Source organism: Nostoc linckia z4 (genome assembly GCF_002608075.1).
Taxonomy (GTDB): Bacteria; Cyanobacteriota; Cyanobacteriia; order Cyanobacteriales; family Nostocaceae; genus Nostoc; species Nostoc linckia.
In genome coordinates, this window is sequence record NZ_LAHA01000026.1 from 58,052 (window position 1) to 81,686 (window position 23,635).

The following is a 23,635-nucleotide window of genomic DNA, read 5'->3' on the forward strand; positions in this document are numbered from 1 at the left end:
AGTTTGAATCTGGGTTGGTTAACTTAATACATTTTAGATTTAGCATGAAGCGTTGAGAGAGGTGGGGATGTGGAGTGAAATTTTCTCCCCATCTCCCTCAAAGAACGAGTTGAAGTTTTTTTAGCTACCCTTGGGTACAGAATCTCCAGGGCCAGCTGTGACAATTACCAAATTTTGTGGCTGAATTAAATCCTGAATTACTTGTTTGATTTGAGCCATAGTAACTGCTTGAATTTGTTGGGGGAATTCTCGAATTTCTGTTTTTGAAAGTCCTAAGACAGCATTATCTAAAATGATGCTAGATACGTTACTTGGATTAGCTAAATCCACAGGGTAACTGTTAGTAATTGAGCGTTTTGCTGTGTTTAATTCAGCTTCAGTTACTCCTTGTTCGCGTAATTGTTTGAGTAAAGCAACTGTACTGGCGATCGCTTTTTGGGCATCTCCGGGAGCAGTCTGCATTTGAATCAAGAAGGGGCCGGGATTGACTCCAGCAGCAAAAGCACTGTAAATACCATAGGTTAAACCCTGGCGATCGCGCACTTCCGTACCCAAGCGACTCGATAAGGTATCGCCACCTAAAATTTGATTCAGCACCAATGCTGCATAGAAACGCTTGTCTTTCCTAGAAATACCGTTGTAACCGATGTAAGTTACAGCTTCAGCTTTACCGGGAATTACTTGGTTTAATTGTGTCGAGGTTTGTGGTAATGGTACTGAGGGAACTTTCAGAACAGGTGGCTTTCCAGTGGCTTCCCATTTACCAAATTCTTGATTTAACAATGCTTTTGCCTTCACTGCATCGAAGTCTCCCACTAAGGCGATGGTTGTGGTATCTGGTCGGTAATGTGTCTGATAGAACCTAAGCAAATCATCACGAGTAATACTTTTTAAACTTTCTTCCGTGGGGAAACTGTGGAATGGATGGTTTTCGGGGTAAACTGCCTGTTGAAATACCCGTCTTCCCAAACCGTTGGGGTCATCTAACTGGACTTTGAGACTTGTTAGCGCCCTTTGGCGGCTGAGTTCTAACTGGTCGGCGGGGAATGTGGCATTTTTTAAGACATCTGCCAGAGTTTGAATTAATATAGGCAGGTTTGTTGACAAGCCCTCACCAGTGATGTTTACGCCTTCGCGGCTAGCACTGAAGTTTAAACCCACTCCTTGGTCTTCTAAGGTTTTTGCAAGGGTGAGAGCATTTTGGGTCTGGGTTCCATTCATTAAGTTGATTGCAGTTAGATTTGCTAATCCAGATTTTTGATTGCTGTCAAACTCAGTACCAGCATCAATTTGACCGCTGAGATTAATGGTTGGAACATTGCGATCGCTCAATAACAGAACTCGCAAACCATTATTCAAGGTAAACTCTTCTGGAAGCGATTGTTTTTTGGAATCTGTTGTTGATTCAGCTGGTGGCAGATATTTAGCTAGTTCTGCGGGATCTACTGGTTTACCAGGGCTGAAATTTTCCACTGTGCGCCCAGAACCAGCGCTGGAAGTTCCTGGTTGACCATCTGGTTGGGTCGGCTCAAAATAGCCGATGGTTAGTTTAGCGGGATTCAGGTAAGTTTTTGCTGCTTTTTGTATCTGGTCTGGGGTGACTTTAGCGATCGCAGCGAGATACTTTTCAATAAAATGATAATCTCCGGCTACAGTTTGGTTATAGCCTAGTAGGTTGGCCTGACTGGTGATGTCCTGGTTACCCAATATATATGAGGCTTGGAGTTGCGTCTTAGCTCGCTTCAACTCTTCTGGGCTAACTGGCTGCTGTTGGAATTTTGTCAAAGTTTCCTCAAGTACCTGGGCAATTTTGCTTAATTCTTGGCCAGGAGCCGCCGTAGCATCAATTTGATACCAACCTGGTTCGATGAGTTCCACAGCACCACCACTAACTGAACTAGCGAGTCCAGTTTCTACCAAAGCCTGGTAAAGCTTAGAACTACGTCCACCTGTGAGGACAGCATCCATTACGTCAATTGCTGGCACATCAGGATGCTTGATATCTGGGAGAGGATACAGTGCTTGTAGTAATGCTGCACTTCCAGGTTGCTTGAGGACAATGGGTGCTTTTTTATTAGCAGGAGTAGCCGGGGAAGCATCAGCAACAGAGGAAGATGTCAAGAAATTATCCAGCGCTTTGCTTGCGCCATCAAGCACCTCATCTTGTTTTGCTTGTGGCGATACCTTACCAAAAGTTTCCTTCACAACTTTCAGCACAGGTTGTGTAGCAAAATCCCCGGTAATCACCAAGGTGGAATTTTCTGGACTGTAGTATTTTTGGTAATAATTCCGTACCTGCTCCACCGTGAATTTCTCGACATCAGCCTTTGTACCTCCCACGGGTAAACCATAGGCTCGACTGGGGAAAGCATTCCGCATGACTTCCCGATTTAAACGATACTCAGGTGAATTTTCGTAGCCTTGTAATTCAGAGATTACTACTCGCTTTTCACTTGTGAGTTGCTCAGGATTAATTAAAGCATTTTTCATGCGATCGGCTTCTAGTGTCAGCAATGCTTCGAGTCTGTCTCGCTGCACTGTGCCAAAATAGGCTGTTTCGTCATAACTGGTAAAGGCATTGAATTGGCTACCCAAGGCACTAAACAACCGTCCAAACTGCACTGGACGGTCGGTTGTACCTTTAAACATCAAATGTTCTAGCTGGTGGGAAATACCATTTTCTCCCTTAACTTCGTTGCGGGAACCGACTTTATACCAAACCTGCACGCTCACCACGGGAGCGGTATGAACTTCTTTGGTTAGTACGGTTAAACCATTATCCAATACCGTTTTTTGCACTCCTTGGGTGAATGAGAGTGCAGATACGGGTGCGGTGGCTGTTGGTGTTGCAGCAATGGTAAAGTTGCCCGAAAACGGCACCAAGGTGAGGAGAAGACTCAGAAAAAATCCAATAAGCATGTATGCACGTCGCTTCATAAGCAGTGGGAAATAAAGAGTGCTTGACAAAATACAATCAGGACTTACGCAAAATTATGAAAAACGAACCGCAAAGGACGCATAGACGCGGAGCGGCTTCCCGCAGGGTAGGACACAAAGAAGTAAGAGTTTCAGAGAGTTTTTGCGTAAGTCCTAACATTTTCAGAAGAAATACCAAGTTTTAACAAAGTTCAACAACCTCTAATTTTTAATTTTGGATTTCGGTAAGCAAAAACCAGGAAGTAAATCAGCGTCCTATTGCCAAAGATTTTTCTACCTATCGTTCGAGCTTTATAAACTAGTAATTATTTCATCCTAATTCATGTCTCAAGTTCCCATCCTGCTGGAAACACCACGGTTAGTGTTACGTGGATTTCAGGATAGCGACATAGCGACGTTCTTATCCTATCGCTCCGATCCCCAAGTGGCGAAGTATCAAAGTTGGGATACACCTTACTCAGAAGTTGAAGCGTTGAAATTTATACAATTAATGAAGCAGTCAACACCAGGCGTATTGGGCGAGTGGTATCAGGTGGCCATTGAACTGAAGGATACAGGCGAAATGATTGGCGACTGCGCCTTTTGCATTTTAGCTGATGACGGACGGCAGGCGGAAATTGGCTTCACGCTAATGCGATCGCACCAAGGTAAAGGCTATGCAACTGAGGCTGTAACCAAGTTACTCGAATATTTATTTACAGAATACAAACTGCATCGTGTACGTGCAAACTGCGATCGTGCAAACATCGCATCCGCTAAACTTTTAAAGCGAGTTGGTATGAGGCGCGAAGGACACTTTATCAAAAGTTTGTGGTTTAAAGGCGACTGGGTAGATGAACTATGGTTCGCTATTTTGCGCGGTGAATGGCGACAATGAAGTTATCAAAAAACTAGTTACACTGATTCTTATGGAACGCGAAACTCTAACAATCCGTTTTCCATCTGACCTCCTTGCCAAAGCCAGAAAACTCAAGCAAGACAACGAATCATTTAATGATTTAATAGTTGAGGCTTTAGAAAATGAGGTGCGACGCCGCCGGGGATGGGCTGCTCATCAACGAATTATCGCCCGCAGCGAAACTGTCAAAGCCAAAACAGGAATACAACCAGCCTCTACAGATTTGATTCGCAATTTTAGAGAAGATGCAGGACGACGTGACTAAAGTTTTATCCCTTAATTACCGTTTAATTTGTTGAGGAAAGTTAGGAACTAACAACGATCGCTCTAATTCACCTTGCTCGTTATAAAACTTCATTTCACCTTGTTCGTTACATAACCATACTTCCACAGCTTGAGCTTCTAAATACAAATTTTTTTTAAATTCCATTTCTTCCCAAGTGTTACTACTGGATTTAACTTCTACACAAATTTCTGGTGCAATAGACGCTGATATTTCATTTTCAATTTGAGTAAAACGTTCCTCTGAACACCAGACAACATCAGCAACTTTCACACTGTCTGATGTGTTAATAGCACATTCTGGCATTACTTCTCCTGTATGCAATAAAGATTCTAATAAACGTTGGATTCTGCCTTGATAAAAAGAATGTTTAATTTTTACTGGACTCATTACGATTTGACCCCATTTATTTAATTCGATTTTGAAGGGTAAATCTTGTAATTGTTTGTTCTCGCAAACTTCTTCCCATCTCATAGTTAATATTTAGCTAGAGTGATTAATTTAATTTTAACTGAACTATTAATTAATACTTGTTACAGATAAAATCTCACGCAAAGGCGAACCAGTGCGTTGGGCGGTGCCGACTTGTACTCCTTCGGAGAACCCGCAAGGTAGCAACTGGCGGCGCAAAGTCGCCAAGAAAAAACTTTGCGCCTTTGGGATTATGTTTTTTTAAACTTCAACATCTAAAGTACGCACCAAAAAAGCCCATTTATCGGCGGCTTCCTCGATAATTTTAGCTGTGGGTTTACCTGCTCCATGCCCTGCCTTAGTTTCAATTCTAATTAGCACTGGCGCATCACCTGTGTGATTTGCTTGCAAAGCTGCGGCAAATTTGAAACTATGAGCAGGGACAACGCGGTCGTCGTGGTCGGCTGTGGTTATCAAGGTTGCAGGGTAAGCTGTGTCTGGTTTGAGATTGTGCAATGGTGAATAAGCATACAACGCAGGAAATTCTTCTGGATTATCTGGGGAACCATATTCAGCAGTCCAAGCCCAGCCGATGGTAAATTTGTGGAATCGCAACATATCCATAACGCCGACTGCTGGTAAAGCTGCACCAAATAAATCGGGACGCTGGGTCATACAAGCACCCACTAATAAACCGCCGTTACTTCCACCTGCGATCGCCAGTTTATCAGTTCTAGTATACTTGTTAGCAATTAACCACTCAGCTGCGGCAATAAAATCATCGAAGACATTCTGTTTTTTCTCCTTCATTCCCGCTTCATGCCATTCTTCACCATACTCGCCACCACCGCGTAAATTCGCCATTGCATACACACCACCAATCTCCATCCACACCAACAAACTCACAGAAAAACCAGGTGTCATGGAAGCATTAAAACCACCATAAGCATAAAGATAAGTCGGGTTATTCCCATCCAATTTAATGCCTTTTTTGTGAGTGATAAACATTGGCACTTTAGTACCATCTTTGCTATCATAAAAAACTTGTTTTGTCTCGTAATCATCAGGATTAAAATCTACCTTTGGTGCGCGGAAAACCTCGCTTTTTCCAGTTACCATATCGTAGCGATAAATAGTCCCTGGTATGGTAAAGCTAGTAAAATTATAAAAAGTTTCAGTATCGTAACGCTTACCACCAAAGCCACCCACCGAACCAAGTCCCGGTAATTCTACCTCCCGGATAATTTTACCTTGAAGGTCAAAAATTTTAATTTGGCTGTGAGCATCTTTTAAATAATCAGCAACCAATTGGTTATTGAGAATGCTAACACTTTCCAAAGTTTCTGCTGACTGGGGAATAATTTCTTGCCAATCTTCTCGTGCAGGCTTTTTGGTATCAATGGCAATTAATCTTCCCCGTGGAGCGTTTAAATTTGTGCGAAAATAAAAGACGCTTCCATCATTATCAATAAAGCTGTAATCTGCCTCAAATTCGTTAATTAATTCTACAACTTCAGCATTGGGATTAGTCAAATCTTTGTAGAATAGTAAATTTTTGGAATCAGTTCCCGACCAAACAGAAATTATGAGATAGCGTCCATCTTCAGTGACACCGCCACTAAAACCCCATTCTTTTTGGTCGGGGCGATGGTAAATTAATGTATCTTCTGACTGGGGTTTACCTAATTGATGATAGTAAAGTTTTTGATAAAAATTAACATCTTCTAATTGAGTTTTTTCATTCGGTTCATCGTAGCGACTATAGAAAAAACCTTCACCATCATGTGTCCAAGATGCACCAGAAAACTTAATCCATTTCAAATGGTCTTGTAAATCTTCTCCAGTTTCAATATCACGGACTTTCCACTCTTGCCAATCAGAACCAGATGTAGATATACCGTATGCTAAAAGTTTACCATCCTCGCTAATGGATAATCCCGAAAGCGCAACAGTACCATCTTCTGAGAATTTATTCGGGTCGAGTAAAATTCTAGGTTCAGCATCCAGAGATTTTAGCGTGTAGAGGACACTTTGATTTTGCAACCCATCATTTTTAAAATAAAAGTATTGTTCGCCTTCTTTAAAAGGAATACTATATTTTTCATAATCCCATAGTTTCGTCAGGCGTTGTTTAATTGTTTCCCTAGCCGGAATTTCACCCAAATAGCCAAAAGTAACTTGATTTTGTGATTCAATCCAAGCCCTTGTTTCTGGGGAATCAGGATTTTCTAACCAACGGTAGGGATCTGTAACCACAGTACCGTGATAACTATCGATTTGATTACTCTTGTGACTGGATGGATAAGTGAGGGGTTTTTCAGAGTACATAATATCAGATTAAAAATACTATTTTACATATTACAAACATACATTGCAGATTTGGAGTATATACTAGGTACAACATTTCATGAATTCGTAGCGAATTCTCTGCGCCCCTACCCTACGGAAAAAAGAAGCGCCTATACGTTTAAATTTCAACCCGCAATTCGCTACAATCTTATGCAAAGCTGTACTAAGCTAGTGTGCGTCCAAGTTGCAGATTATTTGCTTAAGCCCGTCATGAGCCATAGTCCTTCGTTCTTTGCTAATGACAAATGAAGTGATTGTGCAATTGACCAAAAACAAAAAAGATACAAACCCCATTATTTATTTATGGGTATCTGGAATTTTGAATTTTGAGTACTTCGGCTGCGCTCAGTACAAGTTTTGAATTTTGAATTCGGAGCCAAGCGACGTGACTGTTTTGACTTTAAACTTACCAGCTAATCTCCAGTTTACAGATGAAGAATTTGAACAGATTATTGCTGTAAACCAAGATTTACGTTTAGAATTAACATCTCATGGAGAACTAGTAATCATGCCACCCACAGGAGGAGAAACGGGTAATCGTAATTTTGATTTATTAGGACAACTTTGGTTTTGGAATAGCAAAAATAATTTAGGTAAAGCTTTCGATTCTTCCACTGGTTTTAAACTTCCTAATGGTGCAACTCGCTCTCCTGATGCTTCGTGGATAAGAAGAGAAAAATGGGATGCTCTCACACCACAACAAAGAAAAAAATTTCTCCCATTGTGTCCAGATTTTGCCGTAGAACTAATTTCTGAAACTGACGATCTAGAAGATACTCGAACTAAGATGCAAGAATACTTAGCAAATGGCTTACAATTGGGTTGGTTAATTAATCCTAAAGATAAACAAGTCGAAATTTATCGTTCTAATCAAATACCTGAAGTTTTACAATTTCCCACAAGTTTATCTGGTGAAGATGTTCTCCCTGGTTTTATTTTAAATCTACAAATAATTTTTACATAATCATTAGACTTCTAAGAGAAGTCGGGAAAAGGTGAAACGGGGAAAGGTTTGGTATTTTCCCTTTCCCCAATAAAGATGTATCCCTTTTCCCACAAGAGTGCAAAAAGCAATAGACCTCTTACAAAAGTTACTTTTGCAAGAGGGGGGAAAGGGAAAAGGTTAAAGGGAAAAGGGTTTTTATTTGCCCTTTGCCCTTTACCCCTTACCCTTTACCCCAATTCTCTTAGAAGTCTAATGAAAGCAAGAGGTCTATTCTCAAACAAAAAGCCCCGTCAAAAGCCGGGGCGATACGTGCTATTTTCACCTTTAGAACAATTGTACTATATATGAGATAAAAAGTAAAACCTCAGACCGTGTAAATACTGTGAATTACGAGCTTGAAAATAAAAGCTAGCTTAAAAATAGCGAGTAATACCAATTTAGCAAAATCTTGATACACACCCAAGAACTTGTAGGGGCGAACAACCGTTCGCCCTTACACCTACCTGGATTTGTATCATTCCTAGATATATGGATTTCTGAATTTACGCATTATGTGGATTAGACGCTAAAACCCTTGATTTACCGTTGTAGAGACGTTGCACTGCAACGTCTCTAGAGGGCTGATTTAACTAACGAGTTTCTCTCCTTTAAGCATCCGCGATGCGGCTTCTAGTAGCGCTTCTTCAAGATAAGGCTTAGTAAAGTAGCCACTTGCGCCTAGTTGCACTGCCATTTGTCTGTGCTTGTCTGCACCTCGTGAAGTGAGCATCGCAATGGGTAGGTGGTTGAGGTTGGAATCTTTCTGAATGCGAGAGAGTAACTCCAGACCATCGCAACGGGGCATTTCAATGTCGCAAAATACGATATCGCAAGGCAGACCGGAGCGGAGTTTATCCCAAGCTTCCTGACCGTCACGCGCTTGTTCTACGCGATAACCTGCTTTGTTGAAGGTCAGAGACAGTAATTCTCGCACTGTGATTGAGTCATCAACAATTAGCACTGTCGGGTCAATCTTGGTAGCTGGGGTGTCTGTGGAACTAGCTTTTTGTTGCCAAGAACTACCACCAATTTGTGTAGAAATTCGTCCTTGGAAGATGTCAATGATTTCTAACACGTCAGCGATGGGCATAATCCGACCATCACCGAGAACTGTGGCTCCAGCTACACCAATGGGTTTAGGTGCTGGCCCTTCAAATTGCTTAATTACGATTTCTTGTTCGCTCAACACCAAATCAATTTGTAGGGCAATTAGAGTATTTGCCGATCGCACCACAACCACAGAAACCATATCATCATCTCGGTTACCGCCATACACGTTACCGCGACTAATTTGGCGATTAAAGGTTAAGAGTTCTTTTAAAGGTCGGAATGGTAGCAGGGTATCGCGCCAAGAAATAAACGATTGTCCGTTGGCGTTATGCTGAATATTTTTCATTGGGATGTCGAGGGTATCTTCTACCCCGTCCATCGGGAAGGCGATTCTGGCTCTATCAGAGACACAACACAGAGCTTTACAAATACTCAAAGTCAGTGGCAAACGAATTGTGAAAGTGGTTCCCTTGCCAATTGCAGAATCGGTGTTCACTGTACCGCGAATTTCGCTAATGGCAGAACGCACCACATCCATACCCACACCGCGACCAGAAATTTCGTCTGCCTGGTCTTTGATGCTAAAACCAGACTGGAATAGTAGGTCGTAGACTTCCAGGCGAGACATGGTTTTTGCCTGAGCTTCCGTAATCATACCAATTTTGATTGCCTTGGCTTTAACCCGTGCGGGATCGATACCTGCGCCGTCATCCCCTACAGAAATCACAGTTTGGTTACCTTGGTGGAAGGCACGGATAGTAATAATTCCCACAGGTGGTTTACCAGCCGCTTGCCTTTGTTCTGGGGTTTCAATACCGTGAGCGATCGCATTATTGAGCATGTGAGTTAATGGATCGCTAAGATGATCTAAAATCATCTTGTCAATTAAAGTATCGCCACCTTCAATTACCAACTCCACTTGTTTGCCACACTTGATGGCGTTGTCGCGCACACCCCGCCGCCAGCGATCGATAGTTTGGGCAAAGGGCACCATTCGCGCTCTTGTGAGTCCCTCTTGTAGCTGGGTGGTTACCTGGCGGAATTGCCTTGCGACTCGTTCGGTTTCTTCGGTGACAAAATCAATGTCACTAGCAGACTCACGCACTCGGACAATGCGCTCAATCATCTGCTGGGAGAGTGTGTGGAAGGGAGTAAAGCGATCCATTTCTAGCTCGCTAAAACCTCTGTCGGAATTAGAGTCTTGGGAATTGACACCAGATTCTTTGGCTTTGCGTCCGGCTAACAAAGAAGCTTCCAAAAGCGATCGCTCATATAACTCTTGCATCCTCGCTCCCACATCCGAGAGTTGTTGCACCTGAATTAACAAGTTATCCAATGATTGTCGCAACCGTTCGTGATCCTGCTCTAAGGTGTTGCGATTTACCACCAACTCCCCAACTAAATTGCTCATATCATCCAGTTGCTTAACTGGAACTTTCATGGTTTCTTCAAATCTGGCAGTACGACGAGTAGAGGGACGTGGAGTTTTAGTGGTGTTGGGTTTTGTTAGTGCTGAGTGTGATATGGTTTGATCTGCTTCTGCCAGCAACTTTTCTAAATCGCTAAATTCATCTACCCTTGGTGCTGGAGGCGGAGTTTTTGCTGGGACTGGTTGAGTTAAGGGCTGGTGTTGGCGTAGTTTGTCGGAGACATCCCTAGATACAGCCCCTTGATTATTATCTGTACCTAGCAATTCTTCTAGGGCAGCAAAATCCACTTCTGGCATTTCCTGAGTTTTCTCAAGAGGTGCTATTTTCTCTCCTAATAATGCTTCCAAGTTGGCAAATTCATCTTCTGAAGTAACTTCTTCAACCGTTTGTGTTTGTATCAATTCTTCAGTTACGGCAACAGCATTTTCTGACTCTAACACTGGTGCAGCTTCAGATGTCTTTGCTAAATTTAATAAATTCGCTTCTCGGTTGCTATCTGTTTCTCCAGTTTCAGAAATAATTGTTTTTGTTAATTCATTGGTTGCTAGATTTTCTGCTGATGCTAATAAATCATTTATAAAACCGATTTCTGGATTTTCTAAATTTTTGTTTTCTGCAAATTCAACGGTAGTTTCTAAATTATTATTTTCAGTATCTAAAACTTCTGAGCCGATGTCGAATAAAGTTGAATTTTCTAAAGTTGAGAGTTCAGCCACCACATCATCTGTAGTTTCCATTTGCATGTAGGTGGAATCATCAACGACTACATCCTCAAACAGCAGTTGGGGATTTTCTGCAAAGGAGCCGAACAAATCATCTGTTTGTCCTGGGGATAATTCTGGAGTTGAGAGTTCAGCCACTACATTATCTGGAGTTTCCATTTGAATGTAAGTGGAATCATCAACGGCTACATCCTCAAACAGCAGTTGGGGATTTTCTTCAAAGGAGCCGAACAAATCATCTGTTTGTCCTGGGGATAATTCTGGAGTTGAGAGTTCAGCCACTACATTATCTGGAGTTTCCATTTGAATGTAAGTGGAATCATCAACGGCTACATCCTCAAACAGCAGTTGGGGATTTTCTGCAAAGGAGCCGAACAAATCATCTGTTTGTCCTGGGGATAATTCTGGAGTTGAGAGTTCAGCCACTACATCATCTGGAGTTTCCATTTGAATGTAGGTGGAATCATCAACGGCTACATCCTCAAACAGTAGTTGGGGATTTTCTGCAAAGGAGCCGAACAAATCATCTGTTTGTCCTGGGGATAATTCTGGAGTTGAGAGTTCAGCCACTACATCATCTGGAGTTTCCATTTGAATGTAGGTGGAATCATCAACGGCTACATCCTCAAACAGTAGTTGGGGATTTTCTTCAAAGGAGCCGAACAAATCATCTGTTTGTCCTGGGGATAATTCTGGAGTTGAGAGTTCAGCCACTACATCATCTGGAGTTTCCATTTGAATGTAGGTGGAATCATCAACGGCTACATCCTCAAACAGCAGTTGGGAATTTTCCTCCAATGGTTCTAAATCTGAAGATTTTTGAGTAGCATCAACAGCAGATATCTCTGACAACTGATTAGTAAACTCTGGAATGAAATCAACAGTTTCTGGCTGTTGCAATGAACTGTGAATTTCCTCGTCTCTGGAATCCGATGCAAACAACGGGGCTGATTCTTCTAGTATTCCTACTTCGTTAATTTCAGGGAGAATAGTTGAATTAATTAATTTTGATTCTTCAAATAAATCATCACCGACTTCTGATGATAATGTTAAATCCAGATGAAAATCTTCTATATCAAAATCATCTATAGCAGCAGATTGGGAATTTTGATTATCAATAAAAATATCATCATTACTAGCAGTAAATAAATTTTCTTCTAATAAATTTTCTAAATTTGTTTCAACCAAATATTCCAGTTCTGCTTGTGATTTTTCTTCTGTATTTTCCTGGCTCCAGAAGTTACTCAAATCATCTTCTACTGGAGAAAACTCAGATGTATCTATTGAGGTTATATCGAATAAATCACCAATTTCAGAATCGTTATTTGGTGTTACTGGATGTTCTCCTGGCTCACCAAATAAATTATCTAAAGATAAATCTGTTGTTTGAGACAATTCTACATAGTCATTGGGGGTAATTTCTTCTACCCAATTTTTATTTTCAGTTTCTAAAAATAAGTTATTAAAAGTGTTATCTTGGTTGCTGGATAGTTCTATACTTGCAAAAGTATCATTTTCAGGTTGAGTTACTTCCCCTGGTATCAATAGTTCAGGTTCGTCTAGTGTCAGTGATAATAAATCTGCAACTACATCGTTATCATCATCAATAGTATTTGGAACAATGTCTGGATTTTTTTGTTCCGTCAATTCTGATAAAATAGCTTCCGAATCTGCATCTAAATTAAAATCTAGTTCATTGATATCACTCAACTCTAGATTCGTAACAGGTATTTGTTGATTTCGCAGTTCAGAATTTTCTTTGTCTAGGAAATTGTCACCAAATAACAACGATAAATCTTCTGTTTTAGCAGTGGTTGTAGTCTGCTGCTCATTACTGGTATCCTCATCAAATGAAAGTAAATCTGATAAGTCACCATCAGAATCTTCCGGTTCATTGTTGTTGAAATTAATTCCCAATTCATCGGTAGAAGTAATTTCTAAAGTTTCTTCTTGATGCCAAGGTTCGTCTAAATCAGGAGTCTCGCCTTCAAATAAATCAGCAAGGGTATTTAACTCGGCTATCCCTACCTCTGGGCCGTTGGGGTCAAGATTCTTACTGATTGGATGTACTTCCTCATGTGGAGTGAAACTAAAGCTAGTCTCAATTCCATGATTTGGTGATGTTTGTTGTAATTCTTCTACATTCAGTTGTTCAATTGGCTCAGAGAAATTAGTGATAAATTCTTGGGCGTCCTCAGTTTCTTGAGCGTTTGACTTTGCTGGAGACTGTTCGCTCACTAAATCAGAAGTAATTTCTGACAACTCAATTTCTGCAAAGGTCAACAGTGCTTTTAGTTGTTCGCTAATTGCAATTTCAGCTTCTTTACCTTGGAGAACTAATTCTTGGGCTTGCTTGATTTCGGTGATGACGATTTTTGCTAAAGTCAGGTAGGTATTTTCGGGATTAGCGATCGCATTAGCCGCAGCTTGACACAAACTACACCAGTTGGATAAATTCCAACTTTCACCAAGTTTAACTAACTGATGACAGCATTCCTGGAGATTTTGCCGAGTTGAAGATGTTGTTGTCTGCTTGAATAGTTGCAACATTTCCCGCAGTGTTTGTAGCACTTGGGTTTGAAAGTCACTCCAATCACGGTTTTCTTTGCTGCTGGCGGTAGATAAAACTTCTTGTGGTGCTACAGCAAAAGATATTTCTGATTCCTGATGCCCTTCTTCTGTCAAATTAGGAATATCTCGCCGCAGGAAAAGTTCTGTCAGTGTGGAAACATTCTCTACAGAACTTCCTTGTTCCCTTGCAGATGAACCAGCTGCTCCACTATTTCCTTGTTCTACAAGTTGTTCTAGATGCTCATTGAGCCACTGAAACACAGGTTCGGTTTCTGACATCAATGTATTAGCTGTTTCTTCAGAAAGACCATAAGGGCCGCTCAAATGTTCTAACAGCGCTTTCAGGGTATCAGATACACCAAGGAATAAAGACTCTAACTTTTCGTCAACCTGAACCGGATGTTCTTTAAGAACTTTGAAACAATCTTCCAGACGGTGGGAGGTATGCTGGATGCTAGTCAATCCAAGCATTGCTGCTCCTCCTTTGATGGAGTGAGCCGCCCGGAAGACTTCGCTAATCATTTCCGGGTCGTTAAGGGTACTCTCTAGATTCAGCAACCCCTGTTCAATTGTATTCAGGTGATCCCTGGCTTCTTCAATAAAGTAACCCAAAATCCGCTGTTGTTGTTCCGGCAGCATAGCAAAAGTTATGAGTTGTGAGTTGTGAGTTATGAGTTATGAGTTATGAGTTATGAGTTGTGAGTTGTGAGTTATGAGTTGTGAGTTGTGATTTTTATTTTTAACTCCTGACTCCTAACTTGATTCCAAGTTATAGTTTTTATTTTTAACTCCTCACTCCTAACTCCTAACTTTTTTACCTACTTTCAAGGGTTTCCACTCGGAAACGTTCCACGGAGGCGATTAAGTCGCGGGATACACCTACCAGGTGTTGTAGGGCACCAGAAACTCGCTGTGCTTCTTGGGATGTTTCTTGGGCTGTAAGTTCTACTGATTGCATTACATGGGCGACGGCGCGGGATGTCTCCGTTTGTTCCACAGTATCGCTAGTAATAGAACGCACTAATATATCGATGCGATTTGCCACTTGAATGATATTTTCTAGCGATCGCTTGGCTTCTTCTGCCAGTTTTGTGCCTTTAATTACTTGTTGTGTGCCTTCTTCCATCGCAGTCATTACGGAGCCTGTTTCGCTTTGGATTTGCATCACAATTTGTTCAATTTCCTTCAAGGATTTAGCAGATTTGTCTGCTAACTGGCGCACTTCATCTGCTACAATTGCAAACCCGCGTCCGGCTTCTCCCGCCCTTGCCGCTTCAATACTGGCGTTGAGTGCTAGTAGGTTTGTTCTGGAAGCAATCTGAGAAATCAACGCCACAATTTTAGAAATTTCTTGGGAAGATTCCGCCAGCCGCTTCACTTTGCGAGTTGTTTCGGCAACAGTTTCGCGAATTTCCAAAATCCCTGCCACAGTATTTTCTACTGCTTCGCCACCCTTGAGAGCGATGGTGCTGGCATCGCGGGCGACGGTTTCAGCTTCCCGCGCCGCCTCTGCTACCCGCTGAATCGAGTCGGTCATTACCTGTACAGAATTCAGCGTTACAGCCAATTCTTCTGCTTGGCGCAAAGCATCACTAGACAAGGCTCTAGCAAAGGTTTCGGAGTTGGTTGCACCTTTTGTCACTTCCTTGGCTGCCACTTTTACCTGTTGGACGATATCCCGCAGGTTTTGAATTGTCAGGTTAAAGGCGTCAGCTACGGCTCCCAGTACGTCTGCTGTGACTTCAGCTTGCACCGTTAAATCGCCTCTAGCAGCTCCTTCCACATCGTCCAACAACCGAATCACCTGGCGTTGGAGATTTTCCTTGGCTTCCTCTTGTTCGTCGGCTTTGCGTTGGGCTTCATTTGTGGTGGTGAAAATAATTCGCGCCATTTCATTAAAGCCACTGGCTAAATGCCCCAATTCATCTTCCGAATACACCGTGGCTTGAGCATTCAGATTTCCCTGACTTACAGCATCAAACTGAGCTTGCAAATCCTTGGTTGTACGCCGAATTTGCTTGAGTGTAAGATTTCCCATGAAACCTGCGGTGGCAAAACCAGTCAGCCCAGCTGCTAGTGCCATTGCCCAACCTGTATTCCGCACGCTTTCTCTTTGTTGGGGAACAGAAAAGGTTGTGGCTACAAAGCTGACTGTGGCTACAACTAGTGCTGAGGCAATACCCACAGTTCCAGCAATTAACCATTGTTTTCTTTGGATGGGAGCATTTTCTAATGGTGCTAACCAGCCTTGCTCGACGCTGACACTGGGTTCTGCCTTGGAGACCTCCGGTTGGGTAAAGGCTGGAACTGGTTCGTGGGAACCAGTGATGGTAAATAGTTCCTCTTCCCGATCTGCTGTAGTACTTGGAAAAGCATCCAAGATTTGAGCGCGTCCAGTATTACCGGTTTCTGCTGTGGCAGAATGCATTGCCACATCAACAAAATCAGCATCTCCTTCAATGAGGTCAAAACCTGGAATATTGCCTAAATCATCAAATTCCTCAAAGTCATCTAAAAATTCTATATTGCTCTTAGAATTTTCTCGATTCATTATATTGTTTGACTCTTCATCCGAGTCAAAGCTTTCTGAACCAAAGGCAGACTCAAAGGCCTGGATATCAAAACTTTCATCGTCATCAAAGCTGTTTTTATCTAAGAATTCAAGTGATTTAAACTGCTTTTTATCTGCAATAAAATTATCTTCTCCAGATGAATAATTATCAGAAAAATTTGGTGGGGCTTTTGATTCTGTGTCTAAATCTCTTTGTGCCAACGAATTGTTTGATTTGTGGTTTGATGAATTATCTTGAGTATTATATTCTAAGTTATTGGTTGTCAGCCGATTGTTCGGTTGTTTGTCAGCAATCAATACAGTTTCATCTGCAAAATGAGGCTGTTCGAGTTCTAAACTATCAATACTAGAATCTTCCGGTTGGGAATCGCTCAAAAACTCAGCAAAATTATTGTTATCGGTACTAATATTTGAGGTAGAGTTTGAGGAGTAGTGACGATCGTTAATCGCTAAATTTTCGTTAGTAGAATTTATTTCATTTTCTGTAAAATGATTATTCACTAATGATTCTTCGAGACCTTGTTGGAAGCTATCTTCTTCCCAAAAAGCAGGTAAATCTAATTCTGTTTCTTCCTTGTCGCTGTCGCTATTTGCCTCTTGTGCTGCTAATTCTTCATTTAAAGCAAAAGGGTCTTCGCCAAAAGTTATAGAAGAATCTGATATATCTTCTGTGGCAACGGTGCCTTCTGTGGGTATATCGAATGGATTGTTGGAAGAATTATCTTCAACTGTATTCACACTTTGTTGAGCATCACCAAAAAAGTTTAAATCCAGATTTTGGCTGTCAAATTCTTCACTAGCAGACAAATCTTCCAATTGTTCTTCGCTATATGCCAGGGCATCGGACATCTCTAGAGAATTGATTTGTTCTTGTCTAGCGGATGTATCAAGCTGGCCCCCAAACGACTCTAGATATTGATTAATATTTTCAATTCCATTATTGGCAAAACCAATAATTTCTGGGTCGTTAGTCAAGTCTAATACATGTTGATATTCTTGTTTTGCAACATCGTACTGCTGCAAAACATAGTAGATGTGACCCCTTAATAAATGGGAGTTTGGGTCATCTGGTAAACTTTGCACCACTTGGTCAACTAAAGTGGCAGCAACGTCATAATTCCTTTGAACATAGGCGGTCATCGCCTGTTGATATGTTGGCTCGCGATCGTCAATACTTGCTGACATTTCCTCCTCCAATTTCATCCTGCCCATCGCGCACTCCGTAATATAGCCGTTTGATCGAGCAGTCGTAGACACTGATTATTTTTAGCACCTAATACCCACTCGCCACGTAAAAAAGGAGCCATAGTATCTGGAACACTATTTGGTGGCATGAGATTTTGGACATCCAGCCAGTCCATACCACCGATTTCCTCCACTGCTAAACCCACTATTGTGTCTTGTTCTTCAATGGCAATTACTGGAATTTCAGCTTTATCAGTGTTTAATGCACTTGGTTCACCTAAAAATTGACCCAAATCAGCCACCCAAATAACTCGACCTCGTAAATTTAGAGTACCCAAAAGTAAAGGAGAAGCATTAGGAATCGGGGTGATTCTATCAGGACTTAGTTCGATTACTTCCCGAATGCCAGTTGCTTGTAGTGCAAACTCCTGATGCGAGGGAATGTAAAACCTCAGATGTAACTCACCTTCAGGACTTTCTACTTGTAATTCTGGTCGAAAATGATCTTGACCGCTGCCACTTAAAAAGTCCGGTTTGCTGACCATATTGCTTTTATCCTTATCCTCGCAGCAGTTGTTTGACTGTTCCTACCAACTCTGTTGGTTGAAAGGGTTTGGCAATGTAGGCGTCTGCACCTTGTTTCATTCCCCAATAGCGATCGAATTCTTCGCCTTTGGAAGAACACATAACCACAGGGACATTTTGGGTTTTGGGATCGGATTTTAACCGCCGACAAACTTCGTAGCCGTTCATTCGGGGCATGACAATATCCAACACCACTAAATCCGGAGGTGCTACTTGAATTGCCTCCAATGCTTCTAATCCGTCACTGGCATGGGTGACTGTTAGTCCAGTTGCTTTCAGGAGGTCTGTGATCATCTCCCTTTGCGCGATACTGTCTTCGACAATCAGAACTGTACTCATAAGTGTCTATCTACCTCCTGATGTAACGTTCCTATTTGGAACATTCCCTGATTCCCCCGCAAGTATTAACTGTATAAATTAAATTTAGCTTTTCACTAATTTCCTGGATATTGAGGTTTCACTGGGTTGGCTCATTCTGTGATAACATCTTTTACCTCATCTTTTAGTAGATCCACAAGTCTTCGATCTTTTTATATTTTGGATTTTGGATTTTAGATTTTAGATTGTTCAATCCAAAATCTAAAATCTAAAATTCTTGTACCCCATACCCAATGCCCATTTTCATCAGTTATTGATATATTTCCCTACAACCATAAGTAATTCATTGTCTGTAAATGGCTTTGTTAAATAATCTGTTGCGCCGACCATGCTAGCTTTGACTCGATCGATAAATCCATCTTTACCAGTAAGCATGACAATCGGTGTCAGCCGAAATGCTGTTGAGTGTCGCAGCATGGCGCAAACTTCGTATCCTTCCAATTCCGACATGGCAATATCACATAAAATTAAATCCGGTTGAAGTTGAAAAACCAGACTTATTGCCTCTAAAGGATTAGTCAGAACGATCGCTTCATAACCTTGTGCTTGTAGGATGGAATTTATAGTCTCACCGATGGCGATCGCATCGTCAATACATACTATCCGCCCTCTGCTTTTTTGATTCAAGTCTGAATTTTCTATGTGAATCTCCGGTTGGTTACTCGCTGAATATACTAACTGAAGCCAACTTTGTTGTACGTATGGATATATTGCCTTAGCCACTGTCAAAATGTCTCTGTTGAGATAACGAGCCAGTTGACGCAGGGAGCTTTTACCATCAGCCCAATGTTGTAGCTTATTGACGGTTGCTGCTGGTAGTGACGAGTGTGTGTGAACTTTGTCAGATAATACCAGTAATTGTTCTGGAGACTGAATGTGTGGATAAAGTTGCTTCCACTCTTGCACTTGCTTGGTAATTTTGGTTACAAAGGGAGCAATATCAAAAGTATTTAGTTGCGGGGCAAGTGCCGTACCTTGACGGAAAATGAAGTTACCTTGATGTAAGCTCAGTAGGTCAAATAGGGTTTCATGTACCAAACCCTGGATAATGCTAGCAGCTATTTTGGGGCTGATGATATTTTGTTCCAAGAGTGCCCAAATATACGCATATTCTGGTGCGTCAGTTGATGAGAGAGAAGCAATTTGTTTGTCAGCAAGTCGCATCTCAACTCGGTAATGACGTAAATAATCGCTAATCCTCGATAAACTACTTTCTCCTTGTTGACAATAGATGATTTGACCATTGAGGAAAAAAACGAACCAAGACTGTTGTTTGAGAAGATATTTACTAGCTTTGTCTGTAGCAGATTTGTGGTTATGGTAGTAGCTATGAGCTTCTACCCATAGTTGCCCAGTTCGTTGTCCCAACTCAATTAGTTGCAAAATACTGCAAATATCAATTTCATTTAAATTTCCCTGCATTGAGTTAAAAAATACTCCTGATGGTGGCGTTTACGTCGTTTCTGAGTTGTGTATGTCAATCAATTTTGGATTTTGGGTTTTAGATTTTGGATTGTGGATTGAAATAGATCGCTTTGGGTGGGGACTTGGATTTGTAAAGGAGCTACTGTAGTGGAAGGGTTTTCGGACTTCAGGAGACTTCGATCCACTGACATCGAAGCATATAGCTTGTTTGTAACACTTCGTGGAAGCAAGCTAGGTGTGGCGTTCCGTAGTTAAGGAGTACTGAGGTAATTTTTAATCTCAAATCTAAAATCTCAAATCTAAAATCGACACAGCTATAAACCTTAATCTTTCGTAATACATTTAGACAAAGTTAGTGTTAACACGGAAGTCATCATCACTGTCATCAGTACAAAATATAAAGGCGCGGTCAAGTCGCTTCTATAAGGGACTTCCAAGTAAAAAAATATTCCATAGAAGATTGTTGACTGTTAACTGTCAACAGTCAAAGCATTAACTGGAATAATCTATTTTTTGGACTTCTTTAAGTATCAAGACGTAACATCTCGCGTTTATAAATAGTTTTTTTGTCTGTTTTGCCCTCCTCGACTTTGGTTAAGTGAGACAACTAAACAGAATTATTTCAGGTATATCCCAAAACACGAACTTTAAGTGCATCAATAAGGACTAACAGTGTGCTGTATTTAGCAGAAGTACAAAAACAGAAAGGTGGTTTACTCAGTGGTGGTGGTAAAACCGAACTGAAACTACTAGCTTGTCAGCGAACTGACCAGAATTGGAGTACTGTGTCGGAAGAAGTGATTGCTGCTGAGGAAGCAAGCAAATTAAATGATGGCGCTTTAGTGCTGGCTGAACTGAATCCGAATCGTCAAGTACAACGGATTCAAGAAGCAGGGCGGCCGCTAGTGAATATTTTGCAGAATTTTTCTCGCCAATTGGAAAAATTTAAGCTCAAGGAAGATGAAATCGATCAGTGGAAACAGTCGCTGACGTTTCAGGCGCAAGAGTTGAATCGGCGTGAAATGGAAATGGAAGCACGCTTAGAACAGTTGCAAAACATGGAAGATGAGTTGCAACAATTGGAGCAGCAAAAACAAGAAGTTGATACATCTCGTAGCGACATTGAACGCTTACAAGGGGAAATTGAGCGCAACCGTCAGGAATTGGAAGGTGCTTGGGAGCATTTGCGGGGCGAGCAACGTCGCTTAGAAGAGCGTCAAGCAGATTTCAAACAAGGGACAGTTTTGGATGAGGAACAAAGTCGGGCGATGAGTGAGTTACTCAATCGCTTATCAAGTCGCGTTGTTCCCACAGAAACAGTAAAACAACACCTTGATGTTGGTTTTGAATTGATAGAAAAGCAGCAAGCTATTCTAAGTCCCCACTGGGAACAACTCCAGCAACAAAAAACTGCTATTGTTCAACAACATGAAGAAGTTGAGCGTTTGTCACAAATATTTAGCGATCGCCAAAATGCATGGCAACAAGGACAAAATTCCCTAGTCCAGCAAACAGCGCAATTGCAAATCAGTACAGCAGAGCTTAAGAGCAAACAAGAGTATATTCAAATACTAAAAGAACAGTTACGCAATCAAGAAGATTTATATCAGCAAATTCACACTTTAGCTGCAACATCTGGTGATGTGGTTCTCGGCCAGCCAGTTGATGTAGAAGCTTTACAGAAAATGCCTTTAGATGAACTACAAAAGATAGTCCAAGACTTAGAGTATAAATTACAAATAGATGCAAGTTTTGTTCACGAACAAGAACAAGAACTGAAATATAAGCAAGAAACTATAGAAGAACTGCAAAATAAATTAAACCAAGCATCTGACCAAGACCACATCAATTTAGAACTGGAACTCAGGGATGAAAACGACCACTATCAGATGTTAAATTCCAGTTTAGTGGGACAACGCCGTAATATGATACAGCGGCAGAACTTTCTCAAACAACATCAAAATATATTGCTACGGCGACAAGGACATACTGTTGCTGACGAAAAAGAAGGTAATCAAATTAATTTAGAGCCAATTCTGTTACGAATTGAAACCCAGAGACAACAACATTCACAGGAAATCCAAAAATTAGAACGTGAAATTGAGCAGATGCGTGCTGGTATCGATTTAGCTCAAGGAATGATTGACAATCAAACCCACGATTTAGAGGAGAAGCAGCAAGAACTCAAAGCGATCGAGGAAAACTTGTTGTCTCTGAGAACAGCAACAGCTCAATGTCGTGGTCGAGTCAATCTTTATGAAGAAGCACTACAACCAATTCAAGATTGTCTAGATAGTTTACGGCAAAAGCTCCAAGGAATTGGAGAATCTTTAGATAAATTCCAGGAAACTGGCGAGCATCAGTTACAGGCCATTACTCAGATCCGCCAAACTCTCCAAAGTTTGATATCTCAACCAGAATTGTTAGCTTCTTGAAAAGTCAGTTGACTGTTCGCGGTTGACACTGAACAGTGAGAGATTTTTTTATTTGGAAATTCCTAAGAATAACTTGAGCTATTAGCCTTGAACTTTAGTTCAAGGCGAGTGACTAGGCATTCTGCTGTGCAGCAAGCCTGACAGCTGCTACATCAACATTGAGTTGTTGAGCAATCTCTTCTACACTCATCCCTGTTTTTAGTAACAGGGGGACGGTAACTTTCAGTATTTCAGCTTCCCGTTCTTCCCGACCCTCAGCTTTTGCTTCTTGGTAAACTCTTGTTTCCTGTAAAGTCAATCCCAGCATAGCTTCTACTTCCTCTCTACTCAAGGTCGAAAACTTATAAACAGCAATTGTGGTAATAATATCTATGATTTCGTTTTTCGGCAGTGCGTCTGTTGACTCTAATTGTACCCGCTGAATTAATTGCTTTGCTTGTTGTGCGATCGCTTTCTCTGAGGCGATTGTCAACTGCATTAAATTGATGCCTATTGGCTGCTGATTAAAACTGCCTAACTCATCCAAATAAATACGCTGCACTTGGTCGCTGTTTAAAAATATTCGATGAGTTCTGGTATCGCTTGGTTCCAAATTGCGTGACGGAAAAATTACCACACAATACCAGTCGTCATATTGAGACTGATTCCGGTTCAAATACATCATTGACTCAGTAAAGAAGCGATGATAAAGAGCTTCGTCCTTCTGAAATTGAACTTCTGCAAAAAAGATAATTCTGGATGTTGCACCATCTGGAGGTAAAAAGACCCCATCAATGCGAAAGGCTGTTTCTTTCACCTCAACGGACTCAAATCGATAGTTCTTTGCCTGCTCAGGACGGTAATCTATCAGTTCAAAAAGCAATCCAGGAAAGCGTTTAAAAAGTTGGTAATAAATTGAGTCACGTTTCACTAATAAAATCCAAAAAGAACAACACTAACAACTTCTTGTTTTAAGCTAGCAGCTTGTTGCAAAGTTTGGCGGTAGATAATCAATAATGTTTTGAAGTAGTAAAAATTTTCTCGTCAGGAATAATTTAGGTTATGTGGGAACCAGACAATCAATCGTTATTAATACTTCTCATAACATTAATTACACCATGTTTATTGGGAGGAGCATTTGCTGGCATAGCTACTCTAATTATCATAAGGAAAACCAATTTATTTATTGAAACATTTAGATTATTAATTGGAGCTATAGGAGGTTGTGAAGGTTCATTAATCTTGAATATTTATTATCTTAAAGACAAAAATCCAAATCAAGTACTTAAAACAGTTATTGATTATCATCAAGAAACTCCTGGATTCTTTGCTTTGGGTATATCGAGTATATTGGGTATAATAGGTGCAAGTATAGCTATATTTATGATGAGAAAGGTATTTCGCTGGCGTTCATAAATCTTGACTATACGCTCCGACAAA

At 41.1% G+C, this 23,635-nt stretch carries 14 protein-coding genes; 5 read left to right on the forward strand and 9 right to left on the reverse strand.

Translation table 11 applies throughout. The annotated features are described in order from the left end of the window. Positions 1-120: 120 nt before the first annotated feature. Positions 121-2,919 (reverse strand): M16 family metallopeptidase, encoded by a 2,799-nt coding sequence (locus tag VF06_RS20540; RefSeq protein ID WP_244918085.1) that lies wholly within the window; start codon positions 2,917-2,919, stop codon positions 121-123. Between the two features lie 340 nt (positions 2,920-3,259). On the opposite strand from VF06_RS20540, the gene VF06_RS20545 reads away from it, so the two are divergent. Both VF06_RS20545 and VF06_RS20550 read left to right on the forward strand, forming a co-directional pair. Then, positions 3,260-3,814, forward strand: a complete 555-nt coding sequence (locus tag VF06_RS20545; protein ID WP_099067280.1) for a GNAT family N-acetyltransferase — start codon at positions 3,260-3,262, stop codon at positions 3,812-3,814. A 31-nt stretch (positions 3,815-3,845) separates the two neighbouring features. Next, positions 3,846-4,100, forward strand: coding sequence for a YlcI/YnfO family protein (locus VF06_RS20550; protein WP_099067305.1), 255 nt, complete (start codon positions 3,846-3,848; stop codon positions 4,098-4,100). A 15-nt stretch (positions 4,101-4,115) separates the two neighbouring features. Here VF06_RS20550 and VF06_RS20555 read toward each other — a convergent pair whose 3' ends face one another. Beyond that, the gene (locus VF06_RS20555; RefSeq protein WP_099067281.1) at positions 4,116-4,592 is read right to left on the reverse strand and encodes a Uma2 family endonuclease; all 477 of its coding nucleotides are present in this window, start codon (positions 4,590-4,592) and stop codon (positions 4,116-4,118) included. A 198-nt stretch (positions 4,593-4,790) separates the two neighbouring features. Further along, the gene (locus VF06_RS20560; RefSeq protein ID WP_099067282.1) at positions 4,791-6,857 is read right to left on the reverse strand and encodes a prolyl oligopeptidase family serine peptidase; all 2,067 of its coding nucleotides are present in this window, start codon (positions 6,855-6,857) and stop codon (positions 4,791-4,793) included. A 406-nt stretch (positions 6,858-7,263) separates the two neighbouring features. On the opposite strand from VF06_RS20560, the gene VF06_RS20565 reads away from it, so the two are divergent. Further along, positions 7,264-7,842 (forward strand): Uma2 family endonuclease, encoded by a 579-nt coding sequence (locus VF06_RS20565; RefSeq protein WP_099067283.1) that lies wholly within the window; start codon positions 7,264-7,266, stop codon positions 7,840-7,842. 607 nt (positions 7,843-8,449) lie between these two features. Here the strand turns inward: VF06_RS20565 and VF06_RS20570 are convergent. The 5 genes from VF06_RS20570 to VF06_RS20590 form a co-directional block, all read right to left on the reverse strand. Then, entirely contained in the window at positions 8,450-14,275 is a 5,826-nt protein-coding gene (locus VF06_RS20570; RefSeq protein ID WP_099067284.1) for a hybrid sensor histidine kinase/response regulator, read from the reverse strand. Positions 14,276-14,450: 175 nt separating this feature from the next. Then, a complete protein-coding gene (locus tag VF06_RS20575; RefSeq protein ID WP_099067306.1) occupies positions 14,451-17,393 on the reverse strand; it encodes a methyl-accepting chemotaxis protein in 2,943 nt (980 codons plus the stop codon). A gap of 14 nt (positions 17,394-17,407) precedes the next feature. Continuing rightward, on the reverse strand, positions 17,408-17,938 hold the full coding sequence (locus VF06_RS20580) for a chemotaxis protein CheW (protein ID WP_099067285.1): 531 nt from the start codon (positions 17,936-17,938) through the stop codon (positions 17,408-17,410). A gap of 13 nt (positions 17,939-17,951) precedes the next feature. After that, positions 17,952-18,317 (reverse strand): response regulator transcription factor, encoded by a 366-nt coding sequence (locus tag VF06_RS20585; RefSeq protein ID WP_012412195.1) that lies wholly within the window; start codon positions 18,315-18,317, stop codon positions 17,952-17,954. 285 nt (positions 18,318-18,602) lie between these two features. Further along, complete coding sequence (locus VF06_RS20590; RefSeq protein WP_099067286.1) at positions 18,603-19,778, reverse strand: response regulator; 1,176 nt, start codon at positions 19,776-19,778, stop codon at positions 18,603-18,605. Positions 19,779-20,455: 677 nt separating this feature from the next. On the opposite strand from VF06_RS20590, the gene hmpF reads away from it, so the two are divergent. Further along, positions 20,456-22,216, forward strand: a complete 1,761-nt coding sequence (gene hmpF, locus VF06_RS20595) for a pilus motility taxis protein HmpF (protein ID WP_099067287.1) — start codon at positions 20,456-20,458, stop codon at positions 22,214-22,216. Between the two features lie 112 nt (positions 22,217-22,328). Here the strand turns inward: hmpF and VF06_RS20600 are convergent, their stop codons facing one another. Continuing rightward, positions 22,329-23,126 (reverse strand): Rpn family recombination-promoting nuclease/putative transposase, encoded by a 798-nt coding sequence (locus tag VF06_RS20600; RefSeq protein ID WP_099067288.1) that lies wholly within the window; start codon positions 23,124-23,126, stop codon positions 22,329-22,331. A gap of 131 nt (positions 23,127-23,257) precedes the next feature. Between VF06_RS20600 and VF06_RS20605 the strand changes: the two genes are divergently transcribed. Then, entirely contained in the window at positions 23,258-23,611 is a 354-nt protein-coding gene (locus VF06_RS20605) for a hypothetical protein (RefSeq protein ID WP_099067289.1), read from the forward strand. Positions 23,612-23,635: the final 24 nt, after the last annotated feature.